The sequence below is a fragment of the Stutzerimonas nosocomialis genome, from assembly GCF_005876855.1.
Taxonomy (GTDB): Bacteria; Pseudomonadota; Gammaproteobacteria; order Pseudomonadales; family Pseudomonadaceae; genus Stutzerimonas; species Stutzerimonas nosocomialis.
In genome coordinates this window covers 82,384-106,114 of sequence record NZ_QLAE01000008.1, presented here as the reverse complement: position 1 = coordinate 106,114, position 23,731 = coordinate 82,384, and the positions used below count along the sequence as shown (strand labels likewise).

Sequence of the window (23,731 nt, the reverse complement as noted above, 5' to 3'; positions counted from 1 at the left end):
AAGCTCCAGAATACTGATTGTTAAAGCGGAAAATTAAACCCGCGGATTATACGCGGGTTCAGGTTAAATGCGAGGGCATGCGCCGAACGCGGGGCATACGCCCCGACATGCCGGATGAAACGTCAGTCGGCTTCTTCGATCCACGCCGCCTGAATCGCCTCGAGCACTTTTTCACCGCCTCGCTGCGGCGAATCGGCGAACTCCGGAAGGCCCGTCACCCAGCGGTGCAGCTCGACGAAGTTGACGTAGCGCGGATCGACGTCCGGCTTCTGCTCGGCGAGCTGGATGGCGATTTCCTGTACGTCCGCCCACATGAGAGTCATATCCCTGCTCCTCAATGCCCTTCGGAAACCTGGTTGATGGTGTAGCGAGGGATCTCGACCACCAGATCCGCATCGGCCACCACCGCCTGGCAGGACAGACGCGAACTCGGCTCCAGCCCCCAGGCCTTGTCGAGCATGTCGTCCTCCAGCTCGTCGGACGCCTCCAGCGAGGCGAAACCTTCACGAATCACGACATGACAGGTGGTGCAGGCGCAGGATTTCTCGCAGGCATGCTCGATATCGATGCCATTGCGCAGCGCCGCGTCCAGCACGGTCTCGCCAGCCTGCGCCTCGACTACCGCCCCTTCGGGGCAATGCTCGGCATGGGGAAGAAAAATGATCTGGGGCATCAGGGGTCAATCCTCGAGTTCGTTCAGCCGCCGTCCGGCCAGGGCGGCCTTGACGGTGGTATCCATGCGCCGCGCGGCGAAAGCGTCGGTGATCTGGCTCAGCCGCCTGGTCTGACGCTCCAGCGAATCGACATCCGAGCTGTCCAGCAGCGCACGCAGCTGATCGAGCTGCTCGTCGATGGCGGCACGCTCCTCGGCGTCGAGCAGGCGCTCGCCGTCGGCCTGCAGCGCGGCGTCGACCGCCTCCACCAGGCGCCGGGCGTCGACCTGCTGCTCGCGCAGGGTGCGCGCCGCCATGTCCTCGTCAGCCTTGTGGAAGGAGTCTTCGAGCATCCTGGCGATTTCGCCGTCGGTGAGGCCGTAGGACGGCTTGACCTGGATGCTCGCCTCGACGCCGGAAGCCAGCTCGCGCGCCGATACGCTGAGCAGACCGTCGGCATCGACCTGGAAGGTCACCCGGATCTTGGCCGCACCGGCCACCATCGGCGGAATGCCGCGCAGCTCGAAACGCGCCAGCGAACGGCAGTCGGCGATCAGCTCGCGCTCGCCCTGCAGGACGTGGATCATCATGGCCGTCTGGCCATCCTTGTAGGTGGTGAAGTCCTGGGCGCGAGCCACCGGAATGGTGGTGTTGCGCGGGATGATCTTCTCCATCAGCCCGCCCATGGTTTCCAGACCGAGCGAGAGCGGAATGACGTCCAGCAGCAGCAGCTCGTCGCCACCGCGATTGTTGCCCGCCAGGGTTTCGGCCTGGATCGCCGCACCGATGGCCACGACTTCGTCCGGGTCGATGTTGGTCAGCGGCTCGCGACCGAAGAGCTCGCCAACCTGCTCACGCACCCTGGGCACGCGGGTCGAGCCGCCGACCATCACCACCGCACCGATTTCTTCGAGCTCGATGCCCGAGTCGCGCACCACCCGCCGGCAGGACTTGAGGCTACGGGCGATCAGCGGATCGATCAGCGCATCGAATGCCTCGCGGCTGAGCACGCCCTGCCAGCCGGCATAGGCGACATCCACCTGATCGACCTGGCTCAGTCGCTCCTTGGCATCACAGGCCACCTTGAGCAGAGCGCGCTGGGCACCTGGGTCGAGATCCGCCGAAAGGCCGGCCTGCTGGAGAATCCAGGCCGCCAGCGCATGGTCGAAATCATCGCCGCCAAGGGCGGTATCGCCGCCCGTGGCCAGCACTTCGAACACGCCCTTGGACAGGCGCAGAATGGAAATGTCGAAGGTGCCGCCGCCCAGGTCGTAAATCGCCACGAGCCCTTCGGCCTGGCGGTCGAGCCCGTAGGCGACAGCCGCGGCAGTCGGCTCGTTGAGCAACCGCAGCACGCTCACGCCGGCCAGCCGCGCCGCATCCTTGGTGGCCTGGCGCTGCGCGTCGTCGAAGTACGCCGGCACCGTGATGACCGCCCCGACGAGCTCTCCACCCAACGCCGCCTCGGCACGCTCGCGCAGGCTGCGCAGGATTTCGGCGGACACTTCGACCGGGCTCTTGGGTCCCTGCACGGTTTCGATGAAGGGCATTTGCGATTGCCCTTCGCTGAAGCGATAGGGAAGCTGCTCACCCAGCTGGATGACATCCTTGATGCCGCGCCCCATCAACCGCTTGACCGACAGGATGGTGTTGAGCGGATCGCTCGCGGCGGCCGACTTGGCCTCCCGCCCCACGATGACCGACGCCTGCGTATAGCGAACGGCAGATGGCAGGATGACGTCGCCGTTTTCATCGGGCAACGGCGCGGTGATCCCGCTGCGCAAGGCAGCGACGAGGGAATTGGTGGTGCCCAGGTCAATCCCGACCGCCAGGCGACGCTGGTGTGGCTGGGGGCTTTGCCCGGGTTCGGCTATCTGGAGTAAGGCCATGTCTGTCTGATGTCGGGCGCGACGCCGAGGCGCAGCGCGAGGTTAATCGTCGAGGCGCTCTTCCAACTGGCGCACTTCATGGGACAGCTTGTCGAGAAACTGCATGCGACGCACCAGGCGCTCGGCCTCGTGGTGAGCCTGCTGGTCCTGCCAGCACCGGGCAAACGCGTCGTTGAGCTGCTGCTGAGCACGCTTGAGGCGCGACTTGAACGCGGCAACCCCGTCGAGATCGGCGCTGTCCTGCAGCTCCTCGAGCTCTTCGCGCCACTGCATCTGCTGCATCAGAAACTCGGGGTCCTGGACGGTCGCCTCGAGCGGCATGTCATGACCGCGCAGCGTCAGCAGGTAACGCGCTCGCCGAGTAGGGCTGCGCAACACCTGATACGCCTCATTGAGATTGGCGGACTGTTCGATCGCCTGACGCTGTTCGCGCTCGCCGGCATCGGCGAAACGATCCGGATGGACCGTGCGAGCCAGCTCCCGGTAACGCGCCGAGAGCTTTTCCAGATCGAGCTCGAAGGCCGGCTGCAGGTCGAACAGCGCAAAATGACAGGGATTACCCACAGCAACCTCAGATATTGAAGCTTTCGCCGCAACCGCATTCGCCGCGTACGTTCGGGTTATTGAACTTGAAGCCTTCGTTCAAGCCCTCGCGCACGAAATCGAGCTCGGTGCCGTCGAGATAGACCAGGCTCTTGGGATCGATGATGACCTTCACACCGTGGTTCTCGAATACCTTGTCCTCGGCAGCCGTCTCGTCGACGAACTCCAGAACATAGGCCAGCCCCGAACAACCCGTGGTGCGCACACCCAGGCGAATACCCTCGCCCCGCCCGCGCCCCTCCAGGGAGCGACGGATGTGCTGGGCCGCGGCGGGTGTCATGGTGATAGCCATCTAGACCTCCTTCAGAGCAGCCCTTTCTTCTCACGGTAATCGCGAACCGCCGCCTTGATCGCATCTTCGGCGAGCACCGAGCAGTGGATCTTCACCGGCGGCAGCGCCAGCTCTTCGGCCAACTGGGTGTTCTTGATGGTTTCGGCCTCTTCCAGCGTCTTGCCCTTCATCCACTCGGTGGCCAGAGAGCTGGACGCGATCGCCGAACCGCAGCCGTAGGTCTTGAACTTGGCGTCTTCGATGATGCCCTGCTCGTTGACCTTGATCTGCAGGCGCATCACGTCGCCACAGGCGGGCGCGCCGACCATGCCGGTGCCGATGCTCGGGTCCTCGGCGTCGAACTTGCCGACGTTGCGCGGGTTCTCGTAGTGGTCGATGACCTTTTCACTGTATGCCATGGTGCAATCCTCTTTAATTCAGGCGATGCGGCTTCGCGACAGGAGGGATCAGTGGGCTTGCCACTCGACCTTGGAAATGTCGACGCCGTCTTTGAACATGTCCCACAGGGGTGAAAGCTCGCGCAGCTTGTTCACCGCCTCGCTGATCTTCTGTGCGGCGTAATCGACCTCTTCCTCGGTGGTGAAACGACCGAAGGTGAAGCGGATCGAGCTGTGCGCCAACTCGTCGTTGCGGCCCAGCGCGCGCAGCACGTAGGACGGCTCCAGCGAGGCCGAGGTACAGGCCGAACCGGACGAAACCGCCAGATCCTTGAGCGCCATGATCAGCGACTCGCCTTCCACGTAGTTGAAGCTCAGGTTCAGGTTGTGCGGAACACGGGCGGTCATGCTGCCGTTGACGTACAGCTCTTCGAGGTGCTCGACCTGCTTGAAGAAGCGATCACGCAGCGCGCGGATGCGCTCGTTTTCCTCGGCCATTTCCAGCTTGGCGAGGCGGAAGGCCTCACCCATGCCGACCAGCTGATGGGTCGCGAGGGTGCCCGAACGCATGCCCCGCTCGTGGCCGCCACCATGCATCTGCGCTTCGATGCGCACGCGCGGCTTGCGGCGAACGTAGAGGGCGCCGACGCCCTTGGGGCCGTAGGTCTTGTGCGCCGAGAACGACATCAGGTCGACCTTCATCTTGTCCAGGTCGATTTCGACCTTGCCGGTCGACTGCGCGGCGTCGACATGGAACAGCACGCCCTTGGAGCGCGTCAGTTCACCGATCGCGGCGATGTCGTTGATGGTGCCGATCTCGTTGTTGACGTGCATCACCGAGACCAGAATGGTGTCCTCGCGCAGCGCCGCCTCGACCATGGCCGGCGTGACGATGCCGTCTTCGCCGGGCTCGAGATAGGTCACTTCGAAGCCTTCACGCTCCAGCTGACGGGCCGTATCCAGGACCGCCTTGTGCTCGATCTTGGTGGTGATGATGTGCTTGCCCTTGGAGGCATAGAAATGCGCGACACCCTTGATCGCCAGGTTGTCGGACTCGGTGGCACCGGAGGTCCAGACGATTTCGCGCGGGTCGGCGTTGACCAGATCGGCCACCTGCCGGCGGGCATTCTCGGCGGCTTCTTCAGCGCGCCAGCCGAAGGCGTGGGAACGCGAGGCCGGGTTGCCGAAATTGCCTTCCTGGGTCAGGCATTCGATCATTTTTTCAGCGACGCGCGGATCTACCGGTGTGGTAGCGGAATAGTCGAGATAAATCGGTAATTTCATCAGATGCTCCTAATCAGGCGATCGCCCGTCTCACTCGATGGCGGACGTTTCGATCTTATCCAGTTGCGGTGCGTGGCCGTTCGCGCGGCGCAGGTCCTGCCGCATGGCGACCTCCTGCACCTCACGGCGCTGCACGAGGTCGGCCAGACTGATACCACTGAGAAACTCGTGGATCTGCTGGCTCAGATCGCACCACAAATGGTGGGTCAGGCAGGTATCGCCGGAATGACAATCGCCGAGCCCCTGACAGCGGGTAGCATCGACGGATTCGTTGACTGCATCGATCACTTCCGCCACCTGGATGCCGGACATCGACCGGGACAGCTGATAGCCGCCCCCCGGCCCTCGCACACTGGTGACCAGACTGCCACGGCGCAGCTTGGCAAATAGCTGTTCGAGATAGGACAGGGAAATACCCTGTCGCTCGGAGATATCGGCCAGCGAAACCGGTCCGCGCTGGGCATGCAGCGCCAGATCGAGCATCGCGGTTACGGCATAGCGGCCTTTAGTAGTCAATCGCATCGGCTTGCACCAAAGCATTACGGTCGTGGTGCAATTATGCTATTTCCGAGTATTTATATCAACTATAAGACCTATTGAATTACTAGGTCTTTACCAGGACGGATGCACAGCCAGGACCGACAGCCGCCCATGATACATCAAGCTTTGCCGTCTGATCCCTGATCCTTCACTTCGGCGAAGTCTTCCTCGCGCAAGGCCGGCAGCTCCTTGGCGCAATAGTCGCTGCCGAGCGCCTTCAGCGCGCCGCACATGCCCTCGAGCCGCTCTTCCACCGCCTGGACATGATCCAGCAGCTGGCCGATCGCCCGCGCGACGGGATCGGGCATGTCCTGGGTGACCCCGTAGGCGTCGAATCCGATCTTCTCGGCAATCGCCTTGCGGCGCGCCTCCTGTTCGTCGTCGGACTTGACGATGATGCGCCCGGGAATACCGACTGCCGTCGCGCCCGCCGGCACCGCCTTGGTGACCACTGCGTTGGAACCGATCTTCGCTCCGGCGCCCACGGTAAAGGGACCGAGCACCTTGGCGCCGGCACCCACCACCACGCCGTCCTCCAGCGTGGGGTGACGCTTGCCCTTGTTCCAGCTCGTGCCGCCAAGGGTGACGCCCTGGTAGATGGTCACGTCGTTGCCGATTTCCGCCGTCTCGCCAATGACGATGCCCAGACCGTGATCGATGAAGAAGCGGCGACCGATGCGGGCACCCGGATGAATCTCGATGCCGGTCAGCCAGCGTCCCAGATTGGAGAACATCCGCCCCAGCCACTTGAAACCGTTGCTCCACAGCCAGTGAGCCAGGCGGTGAATCCAGATCGCATGCAACCCCGGGTAGCAGGTCAGCACCTCGAAGGCGTTACGCGCCGCCGGATCGCGATGGAATACGCTCTGGATGTCTTCGCGCATGCGTTCGAACATCAATCCTTTCTCCGCTTGTGGGGTTCGCCGCGAGCAGCCTTCTGCGTCTCGGTGAGAATGCCCCGCAGGATGTTCATTTCAAGCTTGGTGATGCCGCTGCGGCCATAGAGCCGACGCAACCGCGGCATCAGGTGGCGCGGCTTTTCCGGATCGAGAAAGCCGATCTCCACCAACGTATGTTCCAGATGCCCGTAATAGAGCTCGAGCTCTTCGCTGGTCACAGGCTTGGTATCGAGAATCGCCGTCGTTTCCAGCTTTTCCATCTTGGTCGGCTGCCCCTGGGCCGCCAGCCAGGCCATACGGACTTCATAGACCAGCACCTGGACGGCCGCCGCGAGGTTGAGCGAGGCGAACTCCGGGTCCGATGGAATATGCACATGGTACTGGCAGCGCTGCAGTTCTTCGTTGGTCAGCCCGGCATACTCGCGACCGAACACCAGCGCCACCTCGCCACCTGCCGCGACCTGATCGAGACAGAGCGACGCGCATTCGCGCGGATCGACCAGCGGCCAGGGTATGCGACGATCCCGGGCGCTCGTCCCCAGCGCGACGGTGCAGCCCACCAGCGCCTCCTCCAGCGTCCCGACCACCTGGGCGGCATCCAGGATATCGGTCGCACCCGAGGCACGGGCAATGGCATCCGAGCTGGGGAAGTCCATCGGATCGACCAGGACCAGCTTGCTCAGCCCCATGTTTTTCATGGCGCGGGCAGCGCCGCCGATGTTGCCCGGGTGACTGGTGTTGACCAGTACCACGCGTATATTCCCAAGCAAGTGCAAAGTCTCGAAGCAAAAAAGAAACGAAAGCTTACAGGAACGCCGTCGGCCTGCGCCACGAGCCCGATTCGCTGCCACAGCCAGGCTTCATGAATCAACGCTTTCTGCTAGAATTGCCGGCTTTCTTTAACGACCAGGTAAACACATCCATGCAGCCCATGCTGAATATCGCGCTGCGCGCCGCCCGCGGCGCCGGCGAACTGATTCTTCGTTCCATCGAGCGCCTGGACGTGATCTCGGTCAACGAGAAAGAAGCGAAGGACTACGTCACCGAAATCGACCGCGCCGCAGAGCAGAGCATCGTCAACGCGCTGCGCAAGGCCTACCCGAATCACGGCATCCTCGGCGAAGAAAGCGGCCTGAGCGAAGGCAGCGGCGAAGGCACCGACTACCTCTGGATCATCGACCCGCTCGACGGCACCACCAACTTCGTACGGGGCGTGCCGCACTTCGCGGTGAGCATCGCCTGCAAGTATCGCGGACGCCTGGAGCACGCCGTGGTGCTCGACCCGATCCGCCAGGAAGAATTCACCGCCAGCCGCGGCCGTGGGGCGGCGCTCAACGGCCGCCGCCTGCGCGTGAGCAGCCGCAAGAGCCTCGAAGGCGCCCTGCTCGGCACCGGCTTCCCGTTCCGCGACGGGCAGATGGACAACCTCGACAGCTACCTGAACATGTTCCGCAGCCTGGTGGGCCAGACCGCCGGCCTGCGCCGCGCCGGTGCAGCCAGCCTGGACCTGGCCTACGTCGCCGCCGGTCGCTACGACGCGTTCTGGGAGTTCGGCCTGTCGGAATGGGACATGGCAGCGGGCGCCCTGCTCATCCAGGAAGCCGGCGGCCTGGTCAGCGACTTCAACGGCGGCCACGACTTCCTCGAGAAAGGCCAGATCGTCGCGGGCAACACCAAGTGCTTCAAGGCCGTCCTGACGGCCATCCAGCCGCACCTGACGCCGTCGCTCAAGCGCTGAGACAAGCGACAAGCCAATAAAAAGCCCCGGCATGCCGGGGCTTTTTATTGGGCGGAATCGATTGCCACAAACGAAGCGCCCCGCATAAGCGGGGCGCCGGGGCGATGCCGAGGCGATTACTGCGCGGCAGGCGCCTCTTCTTCCTGATCAGCCGACTCGTCGCCGTCCTGACCCTGGATGCCGAGCAGCTCCAGGTCGAACACCAGCACCGAGTTGGCCGGAATCATCGGGCTCGGGCTCTGCTCGCCATAGGCCAGCTCGCTCGGGATGTAGAGCTTGTACTTCTCACCGACATGCATCAGCTGCAGGCCTTCGACCCAGCCCGGGATCACGCCGCCGACCGGCAGATCGATCGGGCTGCCGCGCTTGATCGAGGAGTCGAACACGGTGCCGTCGGTCAGACGACCTTCGTAGTGCACGGTGACCACGTCGTCAGCGGTCGGCTGAGGGCCTTCGGCCTTCTCCACCACTTCGTACTGCAAGCCGGATTCGGTGGTGATCACGCCGTCGCGCTTGCCGTTTTCCTCGAGGAACTTGCGACCCGCTTCGGCGGCTTCCTTGTTCATCGCAGCCATGCGCTCTTCCGCGCGCGTCTGCAGGTAGGTGAAGGCTTCCATCAGCTCTTCGTCGGTGATGCGCTGGTCCTTCTTGGCGATGGCGTCTTCGATGCCCTGGGCAACAGCCTTGGAATCGAGATCATCCATGCCCTCCTGCGAAAGGCTCTTGCCCATGTTCAGACCGATCCCGTAGGAAGCCTTCTGCGCGGGAGTGTCCAGTTTGACACTGGTCTGAGAATCGCAGCCGGCCAGTACCAGACCGACCAAAGCGACCGCAGGCGCCAAACGATGATGTCTCAACTTCATGCTGTTTCCTTATTACGCTGGAGGGACGCGCCCTTAAAGGTTTCGAGCTTAGCAGCCGTTCCGGAACCATGGCTACCGCACGCTGCGCCCGGAAGCGTAAAGACATTGCAAAGAAAACGAAGTGCGGCAGCGCGCGAAATAAACATCGCGCACAGGACGAACAGCACAAAACATGACGGGAAAAGGCAGGAGGGGCTTGAAACGAAAAAAAGCGGCCATTGGCCGCTTTTTCGTGCTTCCGAGCGTTCAGTGGACTCAGGAAGCGAATGTGGCGCAGCGGACGGGACTCGAACCCGCGACCCCCGGCGTGACAGGCCGGTATTCTAACCGACTGAACTACCGCTGCGCGTAACCTCAAGATGGTGGGTGATGACGGGATCGAACCGCCGACCCTCTGCTTGTAAGGCAGATGCTCTCCCAGCTGAGCTAATCACCCTTCACTCTCGAAGTGGGGCGCATTCTAGAGAGCCTTCCTGACCTTGGCAACCCCCAGATGAAAAAAAATTTTGAGAAGTTCCAAAGACTTAGGAAACGCACCTTTGTAATGAGGACGAAACAGGGATTCATTCGGCTTTGAAGGACTCCAGGGTTGGCCTATGCCGCCCCGATAGCAATAATGCGCGCTTTGCTTTCTCCGGAGTTTCCCAAGCCATGTGGTTTCGCAACCTGCTCGTCTACCGCCTCACTCAGAATGTCCCGTTCGATGTCGAGGCACTCGAAACCGCGCTGGCCGCCAAGCCTGCCCGCCCCTGCGCCAGCCAGGAGCTGAGCACCTATGGTTTCGTCGCGCCGTTCGGCAAGGGCGAGGATGCGCCGCTGGTCCATGCCAGCCAGGGCTTCCTGCTGATCGCCACCCGCAAGGAAGAACGCATCCTGCCGGGCAGCGTGGTCAAGGACGCCGTGAAGGAAAAGGTCGACGAGATCGAGGCCGAGCAGATGCGCAAGGTCTACAAGAAGGAGCGCGACCAGATCAAGGACGAGATCGTCCAGGCCTTTCTCCCGCGCGCCTTCATCCGCAAGTCGGGCACCTTCGCCGCCATCGACGCCGAGCGCGGCCTGATTCTGGTCAACTCCGCCAGCCCCAAGCGCGCCGAGGACCTCCTTTCCACCCTGCGCGAAGCGATCGGCTCGCTGCCGGTGCGTCCGCTGACCGTGAAGATCGCGCCCGCCGCGACACTGACCGAGTGGGTCAAGGCGCAGAAGGCGGCCGATGACTTCTTCGTGCTCGACGAATGCGAACTGCGCGACACCCATGAAGATGGCGGCGTGGTGCGCTGCAAGCGCCAGGACCTGACCAGCGACGAGATCCAGCAGCACCTGGACGCCGGCAAGCAGGTCACGCAGCTGTCCCTGGGCTGGCAGGACAAGCTGTCCTTCGTCCTGGATGACAAGATGGTGATCAAGCGCCTGCGCTTCGAGGACCTGCTGCAGGACCAGGCCGAGCAGGACGGCGGCGACGATGCGCTGAGCCAGCAGGACGCCAGCTTCACCCTGATGATGATGACGTTCGGCGAGTTCCTCCCGGCGCTGTTCGAAGCGCTCGGCGGCGAAGAACTGCCTCAGGGCATCTAACCTCAGCCTGCCGGGGCGCGCCTCGGCAGGTCACGCCACGCCCTTCGGAGGTCATCCGCCATGCGCGCCCTCGCCGCCCTCAGCCGGTTCGTCGGTAACACCTTCGCCCTCTGGGTGCTGCTCTTCGCGGTACTGGCGTTCTTCGCGCCCGCGCCGTTCCTGCCGGCCACCGGCTGGATCGTGACCCTGCTCGGGCTGATCATGTTCGGCATGGGCCTGACCCTCAAAGGCAGCGACTTCACCGAGGTCGCCCGCCGCCCGCTGTGGGTCGCCCTCGGCGTGGGCGCGCAGTTCCTCATCATGCCGGCGCTGGCCTGGCTGCTCTGCCAGCTGCTCGGGCTGCCGCCGGAGATCGCGGTCGGCGTGATCCTCGTCGGCTGCTGCCCGGGCGGTACCGCATCCAATGTGATCACCTGGTTCTCCCGCGGCGACGTGGCGCTTTCGGTGTCGATCACCGCGGTCACCACCCTGCTCGCGCCACTGGCGACACCGGCGCTGATCTGGCTGCTGGCCTCGGCGTGGCTGCCGGTCAACTTCGCCGCCCTGTTCACCTCGATCGTCCAGATCGTGCTGCTGCCGATCGCCCTGGGCCTGATCGCCCGGAGGCTGCTCGGCGCACGGGTTCGCCATGTGGTGGAAATCCTGCCGCTGGTCTCGGTGGCCAGCATCGTGATCATCGTCGCGGCGGTGGTGGCGGCCAGCCAGGCGAAGATCGCCGAGTCGGGCCTTCTGATCATGGCCGTGGTGATCCTGCACAACAGCCTCGGGCTCGGCATCGGCTATTTCGCCGCGCGCCTGTTCGGCCTGCCGCTCGCCCAGCGCAAGACGCTGTCGATCGAGGTCGGCATGCAGAACTCGGGGCTGGGCGCGGCGCTCGCCAGCGCTCACTTCTCGCCGCTGGCCGCCGTGCCGAGCGCGCTGTTCAGCGTCTGGCACAACCTGTCCGGCGCGCTCCTGGCGACCTTCTACCGCCGCCTGGGCGAGAAGCCGGACGCCTGATCGTCGGCCGGCTCAGCCAAACAGGGCCGGCTCTCTATAATGACGGGGGCAGGCCTGCCCCTCGGCGCGGAACAGATGACACTTGTCGGCCATCAGACCGGCCGCATAGGGCTGGCCGACAGCGATCCGGCGATTGCCGTCGCAGCGCAGCGTCACCATCGCCTCCAGCCCTTCCTGAGTGAGGTAGAGCAGGTTGTGATCGCCGAGCCGCTCGGCCACCGCCACCTCTCCATGCAGGACGAAATCGGCCTGCTCCGGTTCGACGAAATGCTCGGGGCGGATGCCGAGCGTAAGCTGCTCGCCTTCGCTTACCCCGCTGCCATCCACCGGTATCTTCAGCGCGCTGCCGCCCGGCAGTTCCACCTCGACGCCGTCAGCATCGGCGCGCAACGCCCGCACCGGCAGGAAATTCATCTGCGGCGAGCCGATGAAGCCGGCCACGAACTGGTTCTGCGGGTAATGGTAGAGCTCCAGGGGCGGCCCGACCTGGGCGATGCGCCCGGCGTTGAGCACGACGATCTTGTCGGCCAGGGTCATGGCCTCGACCTGGTCGTGGGTGACGTAGATCATCGTCGCCTTCAGCCGCTGGTGCAGCCGGGAAATCTCGATGCGCATCTGCACACGCAGATAGGCGTCGAGGTTCGACAACGGCTCGTCGAACAGGAAGACCTTGGGCTCGCGCACCAGCGTCCGGCCGATCGCCACGCGCTGGCGCTGCCCGCCGGAGAGATCCTTGGGCTTTCTGGACAGCAACGGATCGAGTTGCAGGATCTTCGCCACCACCTCCACGCGCCGGTTGATGTCGGCCTTGGACATCTTGGCCAGCTTCAGGCCGAACGCCATGTTCTCCGCCACGTTCATGTGTGGATAAAGCGCGTAGGACTGGAACACCATGCCCACCGAGCGCTCCATGGGCGGCCGTTCGTTGACCCGCTCGCCGTCGATCAGCAGCTCGCCATCGGTGATGTCCTCGAGCCCGGCGATCAGGCGCAGCAGGGTCGACTTGCCGCACCCGGACGGCCCGACGAAGACGACGAACTCGCCGTCGGCGATGTCCAGGTCGATGCCGCGGGTGATGGGGATCTCGTCATAACTCTTGCAGATGTTGCGTAGCGTCAGACTGGCCATTGTTATTGTTCTCCTCTATCGAGCGCCGCGACGGCGAATCGCGGCGTGATCCCTACCGGTTCAACCGCGCACGCGGGCGAAACCGAATCCATGAGCGGGCACCTGAACGCCAGCCGGCTCGAACGAGGCGGTCGCCGAAGGTACGTCCAGCGCTTCGACCGGCACCGGCAGGCTGAAGTGCCGCGCTGCCTCGCCGAGATTGAACAGGCACAGCCAGACCTCTTCGCCCAGGCGGCGCTCGAACACCAGCAGGGTATCGTCATGGTGCAGCACCCGCATCGCGCCCTCGATCAGGATCGGCTGACGCTGGCGCCACTCGAGAAAACGCCGGTAGGTGTTGAGCATCAAATCGGCGTCCCGCTCCTGGGCCGCGACCGACAGCGGAAGATGGCCCGCGCCCAGCGGCAACCAGGGCCGTTCCCGGCTGAAACCGCCGTGCGCGTCGCCGTCGTGCCAGGGCATCGGGGTGCGGCAGCCGTCGCGTCCCTTGAATTCCGGCCAGAAACGAAGGCCGTACGGATCGACGAGCTGGTCGTATTGCAGCTCGGCCTCGTCCAGCCCGAGCTCCTCGCCCTGATACAGGCAGACGCTGCCGCGCAGCGACAACAGCAGGGCCATGAACATCCGCCCACGCGCCAGGTTGGGTCGCCCATCCAGGGCCCAGCGGCTCATCACCCGCACCACGTCGTGGTTGCCGATCGACCAGCAGGGCCAGCCGTCGCCCAGCTCGCGCTCGACGCATTCGATGGTGTGGCGCAGGAATGCCGGGCTGCACTGCTCGGTCAGCAGGTCGAAGGAATAGGCCATGTGCAGCCTGTCGCCGCCACCGGTATAGGCCGCCATGGTCTTGAGCGACTGATCGCAGCCGATCTCGGCGACGGTCGCACTGCCGGGGTAGCGCTCGAGCAGCTGGCGAATGCGTCGCAGGAACTGCAGGTTCTCCGGCTGGGACTTGTCGTAGAGGTGCTTCTGGAACGCATAAGGGTTGTCGGCGCGCACACCGATGCTGCCCTCGCGTATGTCGTGGTTCGGCGGGTTGTCGCGCAGTTGGCGGTCGTGGAAATAGAAGTTGGCGGCGTCCAGGCGAAAGCCGTCCACGCCCAGCTGCAGCCAGAACTCCATGTCGTCGAGCAACTGCTGCTGAACCGCCTCGCAGTGGAAGTTGAGGTCCGGCTGGCTCGACAGGAAGTTGTGCAGGTAGTACTGCCTGCGCCGACTGTCCCAGGTCCAGGCCGGGCCACCGAACACCGACAGCCAGTTGTTCGGCGGCGTGCCGTCATCCCTGGCCTCGGCCCAGACGTACCAGTCGGCCCGGGCGTTGTCCCGGCTCGAGCGGCTCTCCTTGAACCAGGGGTGCTGGTCGGAGGAATGGTTGATGACCTGGTCGATGAGAATCCGGATGCCGCGCCCGTGGGCCGTCTGCACCAGCAGCTTGAAATCGTCCAGCGTGCCGAACAGCGGGTCGACGTCGCGGTAATCGGAGACGTCGTAGCCGAAATCCCTCATCGGCGAGGTGAAGAAAGGCGAAAGCCAGATGGCGTCGACGTTCAGGCTGGCGATGTAGTCGAGCTTCTCGAGCACCCCGCGCAGGTCGCCGATGCCATCGCCACTGCTGTCAAAGAAGCTGCGTGGATATACCTGATAAATGACGCCGCCGCGCCACCAGTCGTTGCGATTCATACGGCCAACCTTCGAGCTTGAGGGGAACACGCCGCCACTCTAGGGTCGCCCCGGGGCAGCAACATCCTCCCGCCCGGTTATTTGTCAGGAGGACGGCGCCGGCGTAGGACCCATCCCCCGGGGGCGGATCACCCGCGCAAGCGGCCGTCCGCAGCACGGTGACGGTGGCACGAGTCCGTCCCCGTGGGAGCGGTCCTGACCGCGAAGGGATGCCGCTGCGACAACGCCCACACGCCGCGGGCCTCACTCTCCCTGGATCTTGCTCAACAGGCTGCGCGCCAGCTGTACCGCCTCGTTGCGATGGGTGATGTTGAGCTTCTGGTACAGGCTGCGGATATGGGTCTTGATGGTGGTGGGCGCCACGTTCAGGTGTTCGGCGATCTGCTCGTTGGACTGCCCGGCATGGATCAGGCTCAGCACCTGCCATTCACGGCGCGTCAACGGGGAATGGCGGATCAGCTCCGGCACGTCGGGACGGTTGATGATGTCCTGGATCACCGCCTCGTCGAGGGTGATGCGGATCGCGCGGCTGAAATCCCGTTGCTGCTGCGCCAGCTGGATCAGCCGGTCGGCGCGCTGGGCTTCGAGTTCGTCCAGGCGGCGCTCGTGCTGCAGCGCCTTGAGCATGGAAATGATGAGCTTGCCGATACGCAGGAAGCTGCCGATCGCCCCGGTGCCCGATGCCAGGCTCAACGCTTGGTGCAGGTGGTCCAGCGCCAGCTGGCGGTCCTCGCGCAGCCAGTGCAGCTGCGCCTGGAGGATGTGGTTGCGATTGAGGTCCATCACCAGCCCGTGGTGCTCGGCATCGACCTGCAACTGCCGCAGGATCGGCGCGGCCTTTTCCGGCTGCCTGAGCGCCAGGTAGGCCCGGGCGTGGTTGCGCCCGTTGTACTGGGCGAAGTGATTGGAGCCGGGCGCCAGCGGTGGCGCGGTGCCCAGCCATTGCTGGATGGCCTCCTTGTCCTGGGTCGAGTCCCAGTAGGTCAGCATCACCGCATGGGCGTTGGCCAGCCAGTCGATGTGGTAGCTGTCGTCGGCGAGCATGCTCTGCAGCTTGCCGACGTAATCGGCGCACACGCTCTGCTGCCCGCGCGCATGGGCGATGCCCGCCAGCAGCGCGTAGCACTGCAAGAGCCATCGATCGCCCAGGCCCTCGAGGATCTGGATACCCTGCAGCGCGCACTGCTCCGCCGCGTCCAGGTGATGCCACTCCCAGAGCACCTGGCCACGCACGCGCAGGATGAACTCCATCACCGGCATGGCCGTCAGCTGTTCCTGCTCGATATAGCGCAGCGCCCGCTCCTGCACGCTGTAGGCCTTTTGCAGCAGCCCCTGGGCGATGGCGATTTCCGACAGCTGGCCCATGCTCCACAGCGCCGGCTGCGAGGCGTGGATTTCCCGCGCCCGGCGTTCGGTCTCCTCGTGCTGTCGCTGCGCCTGCGGCAGATCGCCCTGGACGAAATGCGCCTCGGCCAGCACCGACATCGCCACCACCCGAGAGGTGCGCATCACCAACGGCTCGCAGGACAGCGCCTCCTGCACCAGGGCGATCGCCTGGGGACGGTCGCCCTGGGCGATGGCGATCTGGGCGCGCACCGCCTTGAAGTCGGCGTCGATGCGCAGCCATTCCTGGTCGGTGTAGCGATGACGCAGTTCGGTTTCGCCCGCCATCAGCCACTGCTCCGCTTCACCGAAGCGCAGCTGGTTCTGCAGTACCCACGCCTGCAGCAGGGTGAACAAGGGGTTCTCGGCAATGCTCGCCGGCGGCAGCAGCTCCAGGCAGTGCTGCAATAGGGTCAGCCGCCCCTGACGGTAGAACTGGCGGCCATGGCTCTGCAGGATCAGCCCGAGCCGCTGCGGATCGCGCGCGAGCACCGCGTGGCGGGCGGCCTCCTCCGGCGCGCCCTCCTCCAGCAACGCCTCGGCCGCACGCAAATGAAGCTCGGGCAGGCGGCGTGGCTGGCGCAAGCGCAGCTCGCCCTGCAGGAAACCGGCGAACAAGGGGTGGTAGGCGTACCACTGGCGCTGGGTATCCACCGTCTGGATGAACAGGCCGCCGCGCTCGAGCCGCTCGAGCATTTCCCGGGCGTTGCTGCCCTGGGTCAAATGGTCGGCCAGCGGGGCGCTGAAGCGCTCCAGCAGGCAGGTCGACTGGAGGAAGTCGAGCGTCGCCGGCGGCAGGTTCTCCACCACCTGCTCGCGCATGTAGTCGCGGATGCAGGGATGGCCGAGCTGGAGGCTTTCCAGGAACAGGTCCATGCCACGGCCGGTCTGCACCTCCTGCAACGCCAGTTGCAAGGCGCAGGGCCAGCCGCCGATGCGCCGGTTGAGCCGCTCGACCTGTTCGCGGTTGATCGCCACCGGCAGGCCGAGTTCGAGCAATGCCTGGACCTCGTCGGTCTCGAACGCCAGCTGCCCGGCATCGAGGGCGAGCATCTGGTGCTTGACCCGCAGCTCGGCGATACCGAGCGCGGGCAGGCTGCGGCTGCAGACCAGCAGGGTCAGCCAGGGAGGCGTGTTGCGCAGGAAGAAACGCAGCGCGCCGATCACGTCCAGGTCGTGCAGCGCCTCGAATTCGTCGAGCACCAGCAGCAGGGGCTCGTGCTCGCTCGGCAGCTCGGCGAGCACGTGGGTGAGCAGCGCCTCGACCCCTTCGCCGCCCTGCTCGGCCAGCAGCAGGCTCAGCGGGCAGCCGTGCTCCAGCTGCCGGTCGAGCGCATGGGTGAAATAGCGGCCGAACTGCCGTGGCTGGTTGTCGCCGGCATGCAGCTGCAACCAGGCGACCCGCCCGGCGAAGCCCCTGGCCCACTGGCAGGCCAGGGTGGTCTTGCCGAAGCCGCTGGGCGCCTGCAGCAGCGCCAGTCGCACCTCGGGCAGGCGATGCAGCCACTCGTCCAGGCGTGGGCGCGCCAGCAGCCCGCGGGGCAGGCTCGGCATCGTCAGCTTGGCCGGGATCAGCGGCAGTGGAGAAGGTATTACGGCGTTCATGGACGTCTCCCGTCTTCTTGTTGTCGTGATGCAACGCCTGGTCGGGCTCAGCCCTTCACGCCCCCGGCGGTCAGGCCGCCGACGATCCACTTCTGGCAATACAGGAACACCAGGGTGATCGGCAGCCCCGACAGCACCGCCGCCGCCGCGAAGTCGCCCCACAGGTAGTTCTGGTCGTACAGGTACTGCTGCGCACCGACCGACAGGGTCAGCTTGTCGACGTCCATCAGCAGCACCGAGGCGATCGGGTACTCGGTGATGCTGGTGATGAAGGCGAGGATGAACACCACCGCCAGGATCGGCACGCTCATCGGCAGGAGGATGTGGAAGAACGCCTGCCAGGTCGTCGCGCCGTCGACGATGGCAGCCTCTTCCAGCGAGGCATCGATGCTTTCGAAATAGCCCTTGATCGTCCAGATATGCAGCGCCATGCCGCCAAGGGAGGCGACGATGACCGCGCCGTGGGTGTTCACCCCGAGCCAGCCGACGTGCTTGCCCAGCTGGTCGAACAGCGCGTAGATCGCCACCAGCGAGAGCACCGGCGGGAACATCTGGAAGATCAGCATGCCCTTGAGGATCGGGCCCTTGCCGGCGAAGCGCATGCGGGCGAAGGCATAGGCGCTGGTGGTCGAGAGCATCAGGATCAGCGCCGAGCTGATCAGCGCGATCTTCACCGAGTTCCACAGCCAGGTGAGCACCGGAAACGGCGGGTTGCTGACCTGGCCGTCCGCGTGCACGTAGGGGATGCCCAGCGCCAGCGACCAGTGCTCCAGCGTCGGGTTTTCCGGAAACAGGCTGCCGGTGGCGAAGTTGCCTTCCCGGAAGCTGATCGATACCACCATCAGCAGCGGGAAGACGATCAGCGCGATGAAGCCGAGCAGCGCGGCGTGGGTCAGCCAGAGGCGGTATCTGACGGATCGGGGTTGGACCATGGCCATGTGCGTATTCCTCAGACCTTGACCTTGGAAAGCTTCAGGTTCAGCCAGGCCATGGCGCCGACGACGATGAAGATCAGCGTGGCGATGGCGGCGGCCAGGGCGAAGTTCTGCCCCGAATCCTGGAAGGCGATGCGATAGGTGTAGCTGACCAGCAGGTCGGTGGTGCCCGCCGGCGTGGTGGTGCCGAGGATGTCCGGCCCGCCGCGGGTGAGCAACGTGATCAGCACGAAGTTGTTGAAGTTGAAGGCGAAGGTGGCGATCAACAGCGGTGCCAGCGGCTTGATCAGCAGCGGCAGGGTGATCTTCAGCAGGTTGTCCAGCGGCGTCGCGCCGTCCATCGCCGAAGCCTCGTAGAGGTCCCGGGGGATCGCCTGCAGCAGGCCCATGCACAGCAGCAGCATGTAGGGATAGCCCAACCAGGTGTTGACGATCAGGATCATGCTGCGCGCCAGCGTCGGGTTGCTGAACCAGTCCGGCCGGATGCCGAACAGGGCGTCGAGCATCAGGTTGATCTCGCCGAAGTTCTGGTTGAACAGCCCCTTGAACACCAGGATGGAAATGAAGCCCGGCACGGCGTAGGGCAGGATCAGCATGACGCGATAGAAGGCCTTGCCCCGGACCATCTCCCACTGCAGCAGGCTGGCCAGCACCAGCCCCACCGTCAGGGTGAAGAGCACCGTCAGCGCGGCGAAACAGACCGTCCAGATGAATATCTGCACGAAGGGGCCGCGAATCTGCGGATCGGTGAGTACCCGGGCGAAGTTGCTCCAGCCGGCATAGACCGTGAAGCCCGGCGACACCCGCTGGCCCTGGCTGTCGACGTAGTAGCCGATGTCGTGATCGGCGGTGAGGCGTTCGCCGGTCTGGTTGTCGAGCAGCGAGCCGTCGTCCTGCAGGCGATACAGGGGCTGGACGGCGGCGACCTCGCGCAGGCCGAACAGGCGCAGCAACTCACCCTGGCGGCTGCGCATCACCCATTGCTCCAGCTCGCCACGGCGCTGGATCACCTCGCGCAGCGGCAATGCCTCGCCGATATCGCCGGCCTCGGCGAGGGGCGCCATGCCCAGCGGCTCGGCTTCCAGCGGCTCGCCGTCGAGCGGCGCCGACACCCACACGCCTTGCGCACCCTTGTCGACGCGCATGCGCAGCTGCCCCTCGGCGTCCCGGTGCAGGCTGAAGCCGTAGCGCTCACCGGCCAGATAGGTCTGGCGCAGGTGATAGCGCTGGACCTGCTCGAAGCTGAGGAGGTTGGTGCCACTGAAGTTGGTGAAACCGATTCCCACGGTGTACAGCAGCGGGAAGATCACGAAGATCAGCATCCCGGCCATCGAGGGGAAGATGTAGCGGTGCGCATAGGCGCGGCGGCTGATGAAGACGAAGCTGGCGATCGCGCAGACCACCAGCCCGAGCAGGGCGAACGCGGTCTGGCCCTGGGCATAGAGCGCGATCACCAGATACAGGGCAAAGGCATTGCAGAGCGACCAGATCCCCCAGCGCAAGGCGGTGGGCATGCGGGGAAACGACAGCGTTTTCGACATGGCGGCGGTCGGCAGCTCGGCTGGAGGGTTCGCGGCAGGCATCCTGGTCTCGGCCTCATGGCGCGCGGCCGGCGACCCCGAGGGCCCGGCCGAGGGTTTCACTTGACGATGCGCTTGGCGGCGTCGTTCAGGGCGGCGTCGACGGTCTGCCGGCCGGAGGTGATGTTGGTCAGCGCCGGCTCCATGGCCGACCAGAACGAACCCATCTCCGGGATGTTCGGCATCGGACGGCCCTGTTCGGCACTTTCGAAAGTCGCCTTGATCAGCGGATCGTCGGCCAGCTCGGCCATGAACGCCTTGTTCGGCACCGCCCCGAGCGGCACGTCGGCATTGACCGTCTTCAATCCCTCGACCTGCAGCAGGTAGTTCTCCAGGAACTCCACCGCCAGCGCCTGGTTGGGGCTGGCCGCGTTCAGCGTCGCCGCCATCACGCCGGAGAACGGCTTGGCGCTGCCCTTGCCCACCGCAGGAATGGGCGCCACGCCGAAGTCGACCCCGCTCTTTCGGATGTTCGACCAGGCCCAGGGGCCGCTGATGAACAGGGCCGACTCACCCTTGTTGAAGGCCGCCTCGGCTGCGCTGTAGTCGGCGCCCCTGGGCATCACGCCCTCGTCGATCAGGCGCTTGAGCAGCTCCGCGCCCTGGCGCGCGCCCTCGTTGTTCACGCCGGTGTCGCTCACGTCGTAGCCCGAGCCGCTCTCGGCGAAGGCATAGCCGCCGTTGGCCGCCAGTAGCGCCCAGGTGAAGTAGGTGTTGTTGTAGTCCCAGAGAATCGCGCGCTTGCCCTGGCTGGAGAGCTTCTCGTTCAGGGCGAAGACTTCGTCGAAGGTCTTCGGCGGGGTTTGCACCAGCGCCTTGTTGTAGATCAGCGCGGGCGCTTCGACGGCCATGGGGTAGCCCCACAGCTTGCCCTGGTAGGTGACCGCCTCCCAGGCGAAGTCGGCGATCTCGCCCTTGGTCGTCGCGCTCGGCGTGATCGGCGCCAGCAGGCCGCTCTGGGCCCACTCGCCCAGCCTGTCGTGCGCCCAGATGAAGATGTCGGGCCCGTTACCGGTTGCCGCGGCCTGCTGGAACTTGTCGGTGGCGCTGTCGGGATGGGCGACCTCGACCGCAATGCCGGTGTCGGCGGTGAATTTCTCGCCGACCTCGGCCAGGCCCCGGTAGCCCTTGTCGCCATTGATCCAGATGACCAGCTTGCCTTCCTCAATGGCGGCCTGGGCCGACAACGGCAAGCCCAGGGCTGCGGTGAGGCCGATGGCGGCTGCCGCGAACAGCTTCTTATTCATGGGTAACGTCCTCGTGGCTTCTTATTGTTGATCCACACGTGCTGCGTGCCGCAGCGCGGTCTTGCAGTCGACTCATACTCGGCCAGCCAGCGGGCCGAGACATCCTCCCTGAAACGCGCTCGAGGGGCGTAGAAGCGGGGGCGTAGAAAGCCCCTTCGGGCTCGCCGGGCACAGCGCACGGACCTATCGGTCTTACGCCTGCACATGGCTCGGCGAGCCCCGGATGAATGGGCTCGTTCCACTCATACGAAGCAGGATGTGAGCCCATGCAGCCCCTTAGTCCCTCGATCCTGACGCTTTGTTTCACGCTGGCGGTAATGGCGGTCCCGGCCGATCCGAAGGTCACGGCGCGACTCGATGGTCAGCCGCTGCCCCTGGGCTGGCGATACCTTGAGCGTAGTGGTCGATGGCGGTATTTGCCGAAGGCCAACGGCCGCGCGATGCCACAGCGGACAGACCGCCTCGGTCGAAGGCGGCCGGGTCCCGGCAGCTGCCCGAACGGACCCGGCACGGTTGATTCAGCGGTTACAGGCGACCCACGGTGGTCACGCCCGCCGCGCTGGTGAAAGTGGTGTTGCTACCCGGCTGCCAGCGCCTCACCTGGCTCGGCTCGGCCTCGCTGCGCACGATGCACTTCCATTCCACGGCCTGCCCGGCCGGCAGGCTGATGGTGCCCCGCCAGGTCGGATAGGCGCTGACATCGGTCAGGCGCACCGCGCCCGCCGGGCTCCAGTTGCCGAGCTGCGCCAGGTTGCCGACGGCGTACACGCTGTCACCCGGCTGGGTGGTCCCGTTGTCGCAACGGAAGTTGACGCCGACCTGCATGCCGGTCCCGCCGTCGCCGCCGCCCGTGCTGCCCGTGGTCCAGATGCGCAGCTGGCCGCCGTCCTGGGTCAGCGCCTGGTTGAAGCTGCCGCCGGCCACCTGACCCGGATTGGCCAGGTTGGAGTTCAGCGCGATGACCAGCGTCTGGCTGGCACCGCTCACCGTCGCCACCAGGCCCGAGTAGCTCGTGTGGAACTGGATCGCCGAATCGGCGCGGATGCCGGCCGCGCGGCGGATCTGGATCAGCTGGCGGATCAGCGGAGCGTGCCCCCAGTCGTACATGTGCGACCAGTACACCACCGGCGTGCCCGGGCTCGAGAGGATGTAGGCGTAGGCCTGGCGGACCAGGCTGTCGTTCAGCGGCCAGTGGTGCTGTCCGCCGTTCTGGCCGGGGGAGTAGCCGGTGTCATGGTTGTCGACGAAGGTCACTGCCACTTCGCGCCAGCGCGGGTTCGGGTTGCCGTTCAGGCCGTTGCGCCAGTCGGCGATGGAGCCGTTCTGCATGCGCTCCTTGAGGGCGAAGTCGAACACCGGGCACTTGGCGCGATCGGACCAGTCCTTGATCACCTCCTGCCAGCTGGCGGTGTTGCGCCAGTCCCAACTCGGGTACTCGGACGGCGCCTTCCACAGCTCGCCGACGCAGAAGGCGTTGTCGTGGCTGTCGGTCATCCAGCTGTCGACCCGCTCGGCGGCGTAGCCCCGCACGAAATCGAACCGAAAGCCACCGGCCGAGTACTGGCTCCGCAGGTTGGAAAACTCGTCGCGGAACATCGCGTAGATCTGCGGGTGTCCGGTGTTGAGGTCCGACTCGCCGCCGATGAAGCGGTCGCCGTCGTCGCAGTCGTTGGCGTAGTTGCCGAAGTCGGCGCAATCGTTGCGCCAGAAGCCCTGGCCCGCCGGCAGGTTGATCTCCTTGTTCGGATAGCCGCGGTTCATGTGGTTGGGCACCGCATCGTAGAGCACCTTGACGCCGGCGCCGGTCAGCGCGCCGGACGCCTGCCTGAGCTGCGCATCGGTGCCGTAGCGACCGTTCTTGTTGAAGTCGTGCCAGAAGTAGCCTTCCCCTCCGCCGGAATTGCGGCCCTCGCTCCAGCTTGAAAAGTCACGCCAGGGCACCGGCATCCAGATCGCGCTGAAGCCGTCGGCGGCGATGGTCGGCGCCATCTCGCGCAGCCGGTTGTACCAGTCGTTCGGGGCCTCGCGGACCACGTTCCAGTGGAACCCCTGGAGGATGATCTCGTCGCCGCCGTGGTAACGCACGCCCGCCGGGCTCTTGCCGGTGAGGTCCGCGGCATGGGCGATGGCCACGCTGAACAGCAGGGATGACGCCGCCAGGGCCAGGCGGCAGGGAAGCAGTGTTTTCATCGGGTGAGCTCCAACGTGTCGTTGTTGTCGAGCATCGGGCCGTGGACCGCTCCACGGCGACCGGGAGAGGCGCCGGGCCGATACGCCCGGCGCACCCGGCAGCCTGCGCCGCGAAAACGCCTCGCCAAACCTCCCTCCGCGCTTTTTTGCAGGCGTAGTGGCCAGGCGTAATCCGCCCCTGCGCCACCCCGCCGCAGGCCGATGCCGCAACGCCCTGCGAAAGGAAGCGATGAAGCCGTGGGGCCCATGCCTGGGCCGCTCAGGGACAGGCTCT

General features: G+C 65.2%; 21 protein-coding genes and 2 tRNA genes. 3 read left to right on the top strand and 20 right to left on the bottom strand.

Annotation, left to right across the window (positions count from 1 at the left end; all coding sequences use genetic code 11):
- Positions 1-122: 122 nt before the first annotated feature.
- From iscX to trmJ, 10 genes are all read right to left on the bottom strand, one after another.
- Positions 123-323: a Fe-S cluster assembly protein IscX gene (gene iscX / locus DN824_RS07215; RefSeq protein WP_138407670.1), complete on the bottom strand. Its 201-nt coding sequence runs from the start codon at positions 321-323 to the stop codon at positions 123-125.
- Positions 324-334: 11 nt separating this feature from the next.
- Positions 335-673: an ISC system 2Fe-2S type ferredoxin gene (gene fdx, locus DN824_RS07210; protein WP_138407669.1), complete on the bottom strand. Its 339-nt coding sequence runs from the start codon at positions 671-673 to the stop codon at positions 335-337.
- 6 nt (positions 674-679) lie between these two features.
- Positions 680-2,542, bottom strand: coding sequence for a Fe-S protein assembly chaperone HscA (gene hscA / locus DN824_RS07205; protein ID WP_138407668.1), 1,863 nt, complete (start codon positions 2,540-2,542; stop codon positions 680-682).
- 42 nt (positions 2,543-2,584) lie between these two features.
- Positions 2,585-3,106 carry a co-chaperone HscB gene (gene hscB, locus DN824_RS07200; RefSeq protein WP_138407667.1) on the bottom strand — a complete coding sequence of 174 codons (522 nt, stop codon included), beginning with the start codon at positions 3,104-3,106 and terminating at the stop codon, positions 2,585-2,587.
- Between the two features lie 7 nt (positions 3,107-3,113).
- Complete coding sequence (gene iscA, locus DN824_RS07195) at positions 3,114-3,437, bottom strand: iron-sulfur cluster assembly protein IscA (RefSeq protein ID WP_138407666.1); 324 nt, start codon at positions 3,435-3,437, stop codon at positions 3,114-3,116.
- Between the two features lie 11 nt (positions 3,438-3,448).
- Positions 3,449-3,835: a Fe-S cluster assembly scaffold IscU gene (gene iscU / locus DN824_RS07190; RefSeq protein WP_008568055.1), complete on the bottom strand. Its 387-nt coding sequence runs from the start codon at positions 3,833-3,835 to the stop codon at positions 3,449-3,451.
- Between the two features lie 48 nt (positions 3,836-3,883).
- Entirely contained in the window at positions 3,884-5,098 is a 1,215-nt protein-coding gene (locus tag DN824_RS07185; RefSeq protein WP_138407665.1) for an IscS subfamily cysteine desulfurase, read from the bottom strand.
- 30 nt (positions 5,099-5,128) lie between these two features.
- Entirely contained in the window at positions 5,129-5,620 is a 492-nt protein-coding gene (gene iscR / locus DN824_RS07180) for a Fe-S cluster assembly transcriptional regulator IscR (protein ID WP_138407664.1), read from the bottom strand.
- Positions 5,621-5,757: 137 nt separating this feature from the next.
- A complete protein-coding gene (gene cysE / locus DN824_RS07175; RefSeq protein ID WP_138407663.1) occupies positions 5,758-6,534 on the bottom strand; it encodes a serine O-acetyltransferase in 777 nt (258 codons plus the stop codon).
- Positions 6,534-7,307, bottom strand: coding sequence for a tRNA (cytosine(32)/uridine(32)-2'-O)-methyltransferase TrmJ (trmJ, locus tag DN824_RS07170; RefSeq protein WP_138407662.1), 774 nt, complete (start codon positions 7,305-7,307; stop codon positions 6,534-6,536). Before trmJ ends, cysE begins: the two co-directional genes overlap by 1 nt.
- A gap of 152 nt (positions 7,308-7,459) precedes the next feature.
- Between trmJ and suhB the strand changes: the two genes are divergently transcribed.
- Positions 7,460-8,275 carry a type III secretion system regulator SuhB gene (gene suhB, locus DN824_RS07165; protein ID WP_138407661.1) on the top strand — a complete coding sequence of 272 codons (816 nt, stop codon included), beginning with the start codon at positions 7,460-7,462 and terminating at the stop codon, positions 8,273-8,275.
- Positions 8,276-8,391: 116 nt separating this feature from the next.
- Here suhB and DN824_RS07160 read toward each other — a convergent pair whose 3' ends face one another.
- From DN824_RS07160 to DN824_RS07150, 3 genes are all read right to left on the bottom strand, one after another.
- Positions 8,392-9,138: a BamJ family beta-barrel-assembly machinery protein gene (locus tag DN824_RS07160; protein ID WP_138407660.1), complete on the bottom strand. Its 747-nt coding sequence runs from the start codon at positions 9,136-9,138 to the stop codon at positions 8,392-8,394.
- Positions 9,139-9,407: 269 nt separating this feature from the next.
- A tRNA-Asp gene (locus tag DN824_RS07155) sits at positions 9,408-9,484 on the bottom strand.
- A gap of 14 nt (positions 9,485-9,498) precedes the next feature.
- Positions 9,499-9,574: transfer RNA gene (locus DN824_RS07150), tRNA-Val, on the bottom strand.
- A gap of 215 nt (positions 9,575-9,789) precedes the next feature.
- Between DN824_RS07150 and rdgC the strand changes: the two genes are divergently transcribed.
- Both rdgC and DN824_RS07140 read left to right on the top strand, forming a co-directional pair.
- A complete protein-coding gene (gene rdgC, locus DN824_RS07145) occupies positions 9,790-10,710 on the top strand; it encodes a recombination-associated protein RdgC (protein WP_138407659.1) in 921 nt (306 codons plus the stop codon).
- Between the two features lie 60 nt (positions 10,711-10,770).
- Positions 10,771-11,709 carry a bile acid:sodium symporter family protein gene (locus DN824_RS07140; RefSeq protein WP_138407658.1) on the top strand — a complete coding sequence of 313 codons (939 nt, stop codon included), beginning with the start codon at positions 10,771-10,773 and terminating at the stop codon, positions 11,707-11,709.
- A gap of 12 nt (positions 11,710-11,721) precedes the next feature.
- On the opposite strand, the gene malK is transcribed toward DN824_RS07140, so the two are convergent.
- The 7 genes from malK to DN824_RS07105 form a co-directional block, all read right to left on the bottom strand.
- The gene (malK, locus tag DN824_RS07135; RefSeq protein ID WP_138407657.1) at positions 11,722-12,837 is read right to left on the bottom strand and encodes a maltose/maltodextrin ABC transporter ATP-binding protein MalK; all 1,116 of its coding nucleotides are present in this window, start codon (positions 12,835-12,837) and stop codon (positions 11,722-11,724) included.
- A 60-nt stretch (positions 12,838-12,897) separates the two neighbouring features.
- Positions 12,898-14,517, bottom strand: a complete 1,620-nt coding sequence (locus DN824_RS07130; protein ID WP_138407656.1) for an alpha-glucosidase — start codon at positions 14,515-14,517, stop codon at positions 12,898-12,900.
- Between the two features lie 243 nt (positions 14,518-14,760).
- Positions 14,761-17,505: an HTH-type transcriptional regulator MalT gene (malT, locus tag DN824_RS07125; RefSeq protein WP_138407655.1), complete on the bottom strand. Its 2,745-nt coding sequence runs from the start codon at positions 17,503-17,505 to the stop codon at positions 14,761-14,763.
- 47 nt (positions 17,506-17,552) lie between these two features.
- Positions 17,553-18,443: a maltose ABC transporter permease MalG gene (malG, locus tag DN824_RS07120; protein ID WP_138407654.1), complete on the bottom strand. Its 891-nt coding sequence runs from the start codon at positions 18,441-18,443 to the stop codon at positions 17,553-17,555.
- Positions 18,444-18,454: 11 nt separating this feature from the next.
- The gene (gene malF, locus DN824_RS07115; RefSeq protein ID WP_138407653.1) at positions 18,455-20,023 is read right to left on the bottom strand and encodes a maltose ABC transporter permease MalF; all 1,569 of its coding nucleotides are present in this window, start codon (positions 20,021-20,023) and stop codon (positions 18,455-18,457) included.
- Between the two features lie 56 nt (positions 20,024-20,079).
- Positions 20,080-21,267 carry a maltose/maltodextrin ABC transporter substrate-binding protein MalE gene (malE, locus tag DN824_RS07110; RefSeq protein ID WP_138407652.1) on the bottom strand — a complete coding sequence of 396 codons (1,188 nt, stop codon included), beginning with the start codon at positions 21,265-21,267 and terminating at the stop codon, positions 20,080-20,082.
- A 525-nt stretch (positions 21,268-21,792) separates the two neighbouring features.
- Positions 21,793-23,457 carry a glucan 1,4-alpha-maltotetraohydrolase domain-containing protein gene (locus DN824_RS07105; RefSeq protein ID WP_138407651.1) on the bottom strand — a complete coding sequence of 555 codons (1,665 nt, stop codon included), beginning with the start codon at positions 23,455-23,457 and terminating at the stop codon, positions 21,793-21,795.
- Positions 23,458-23,731: the final 274 nt, after the last annotated feature.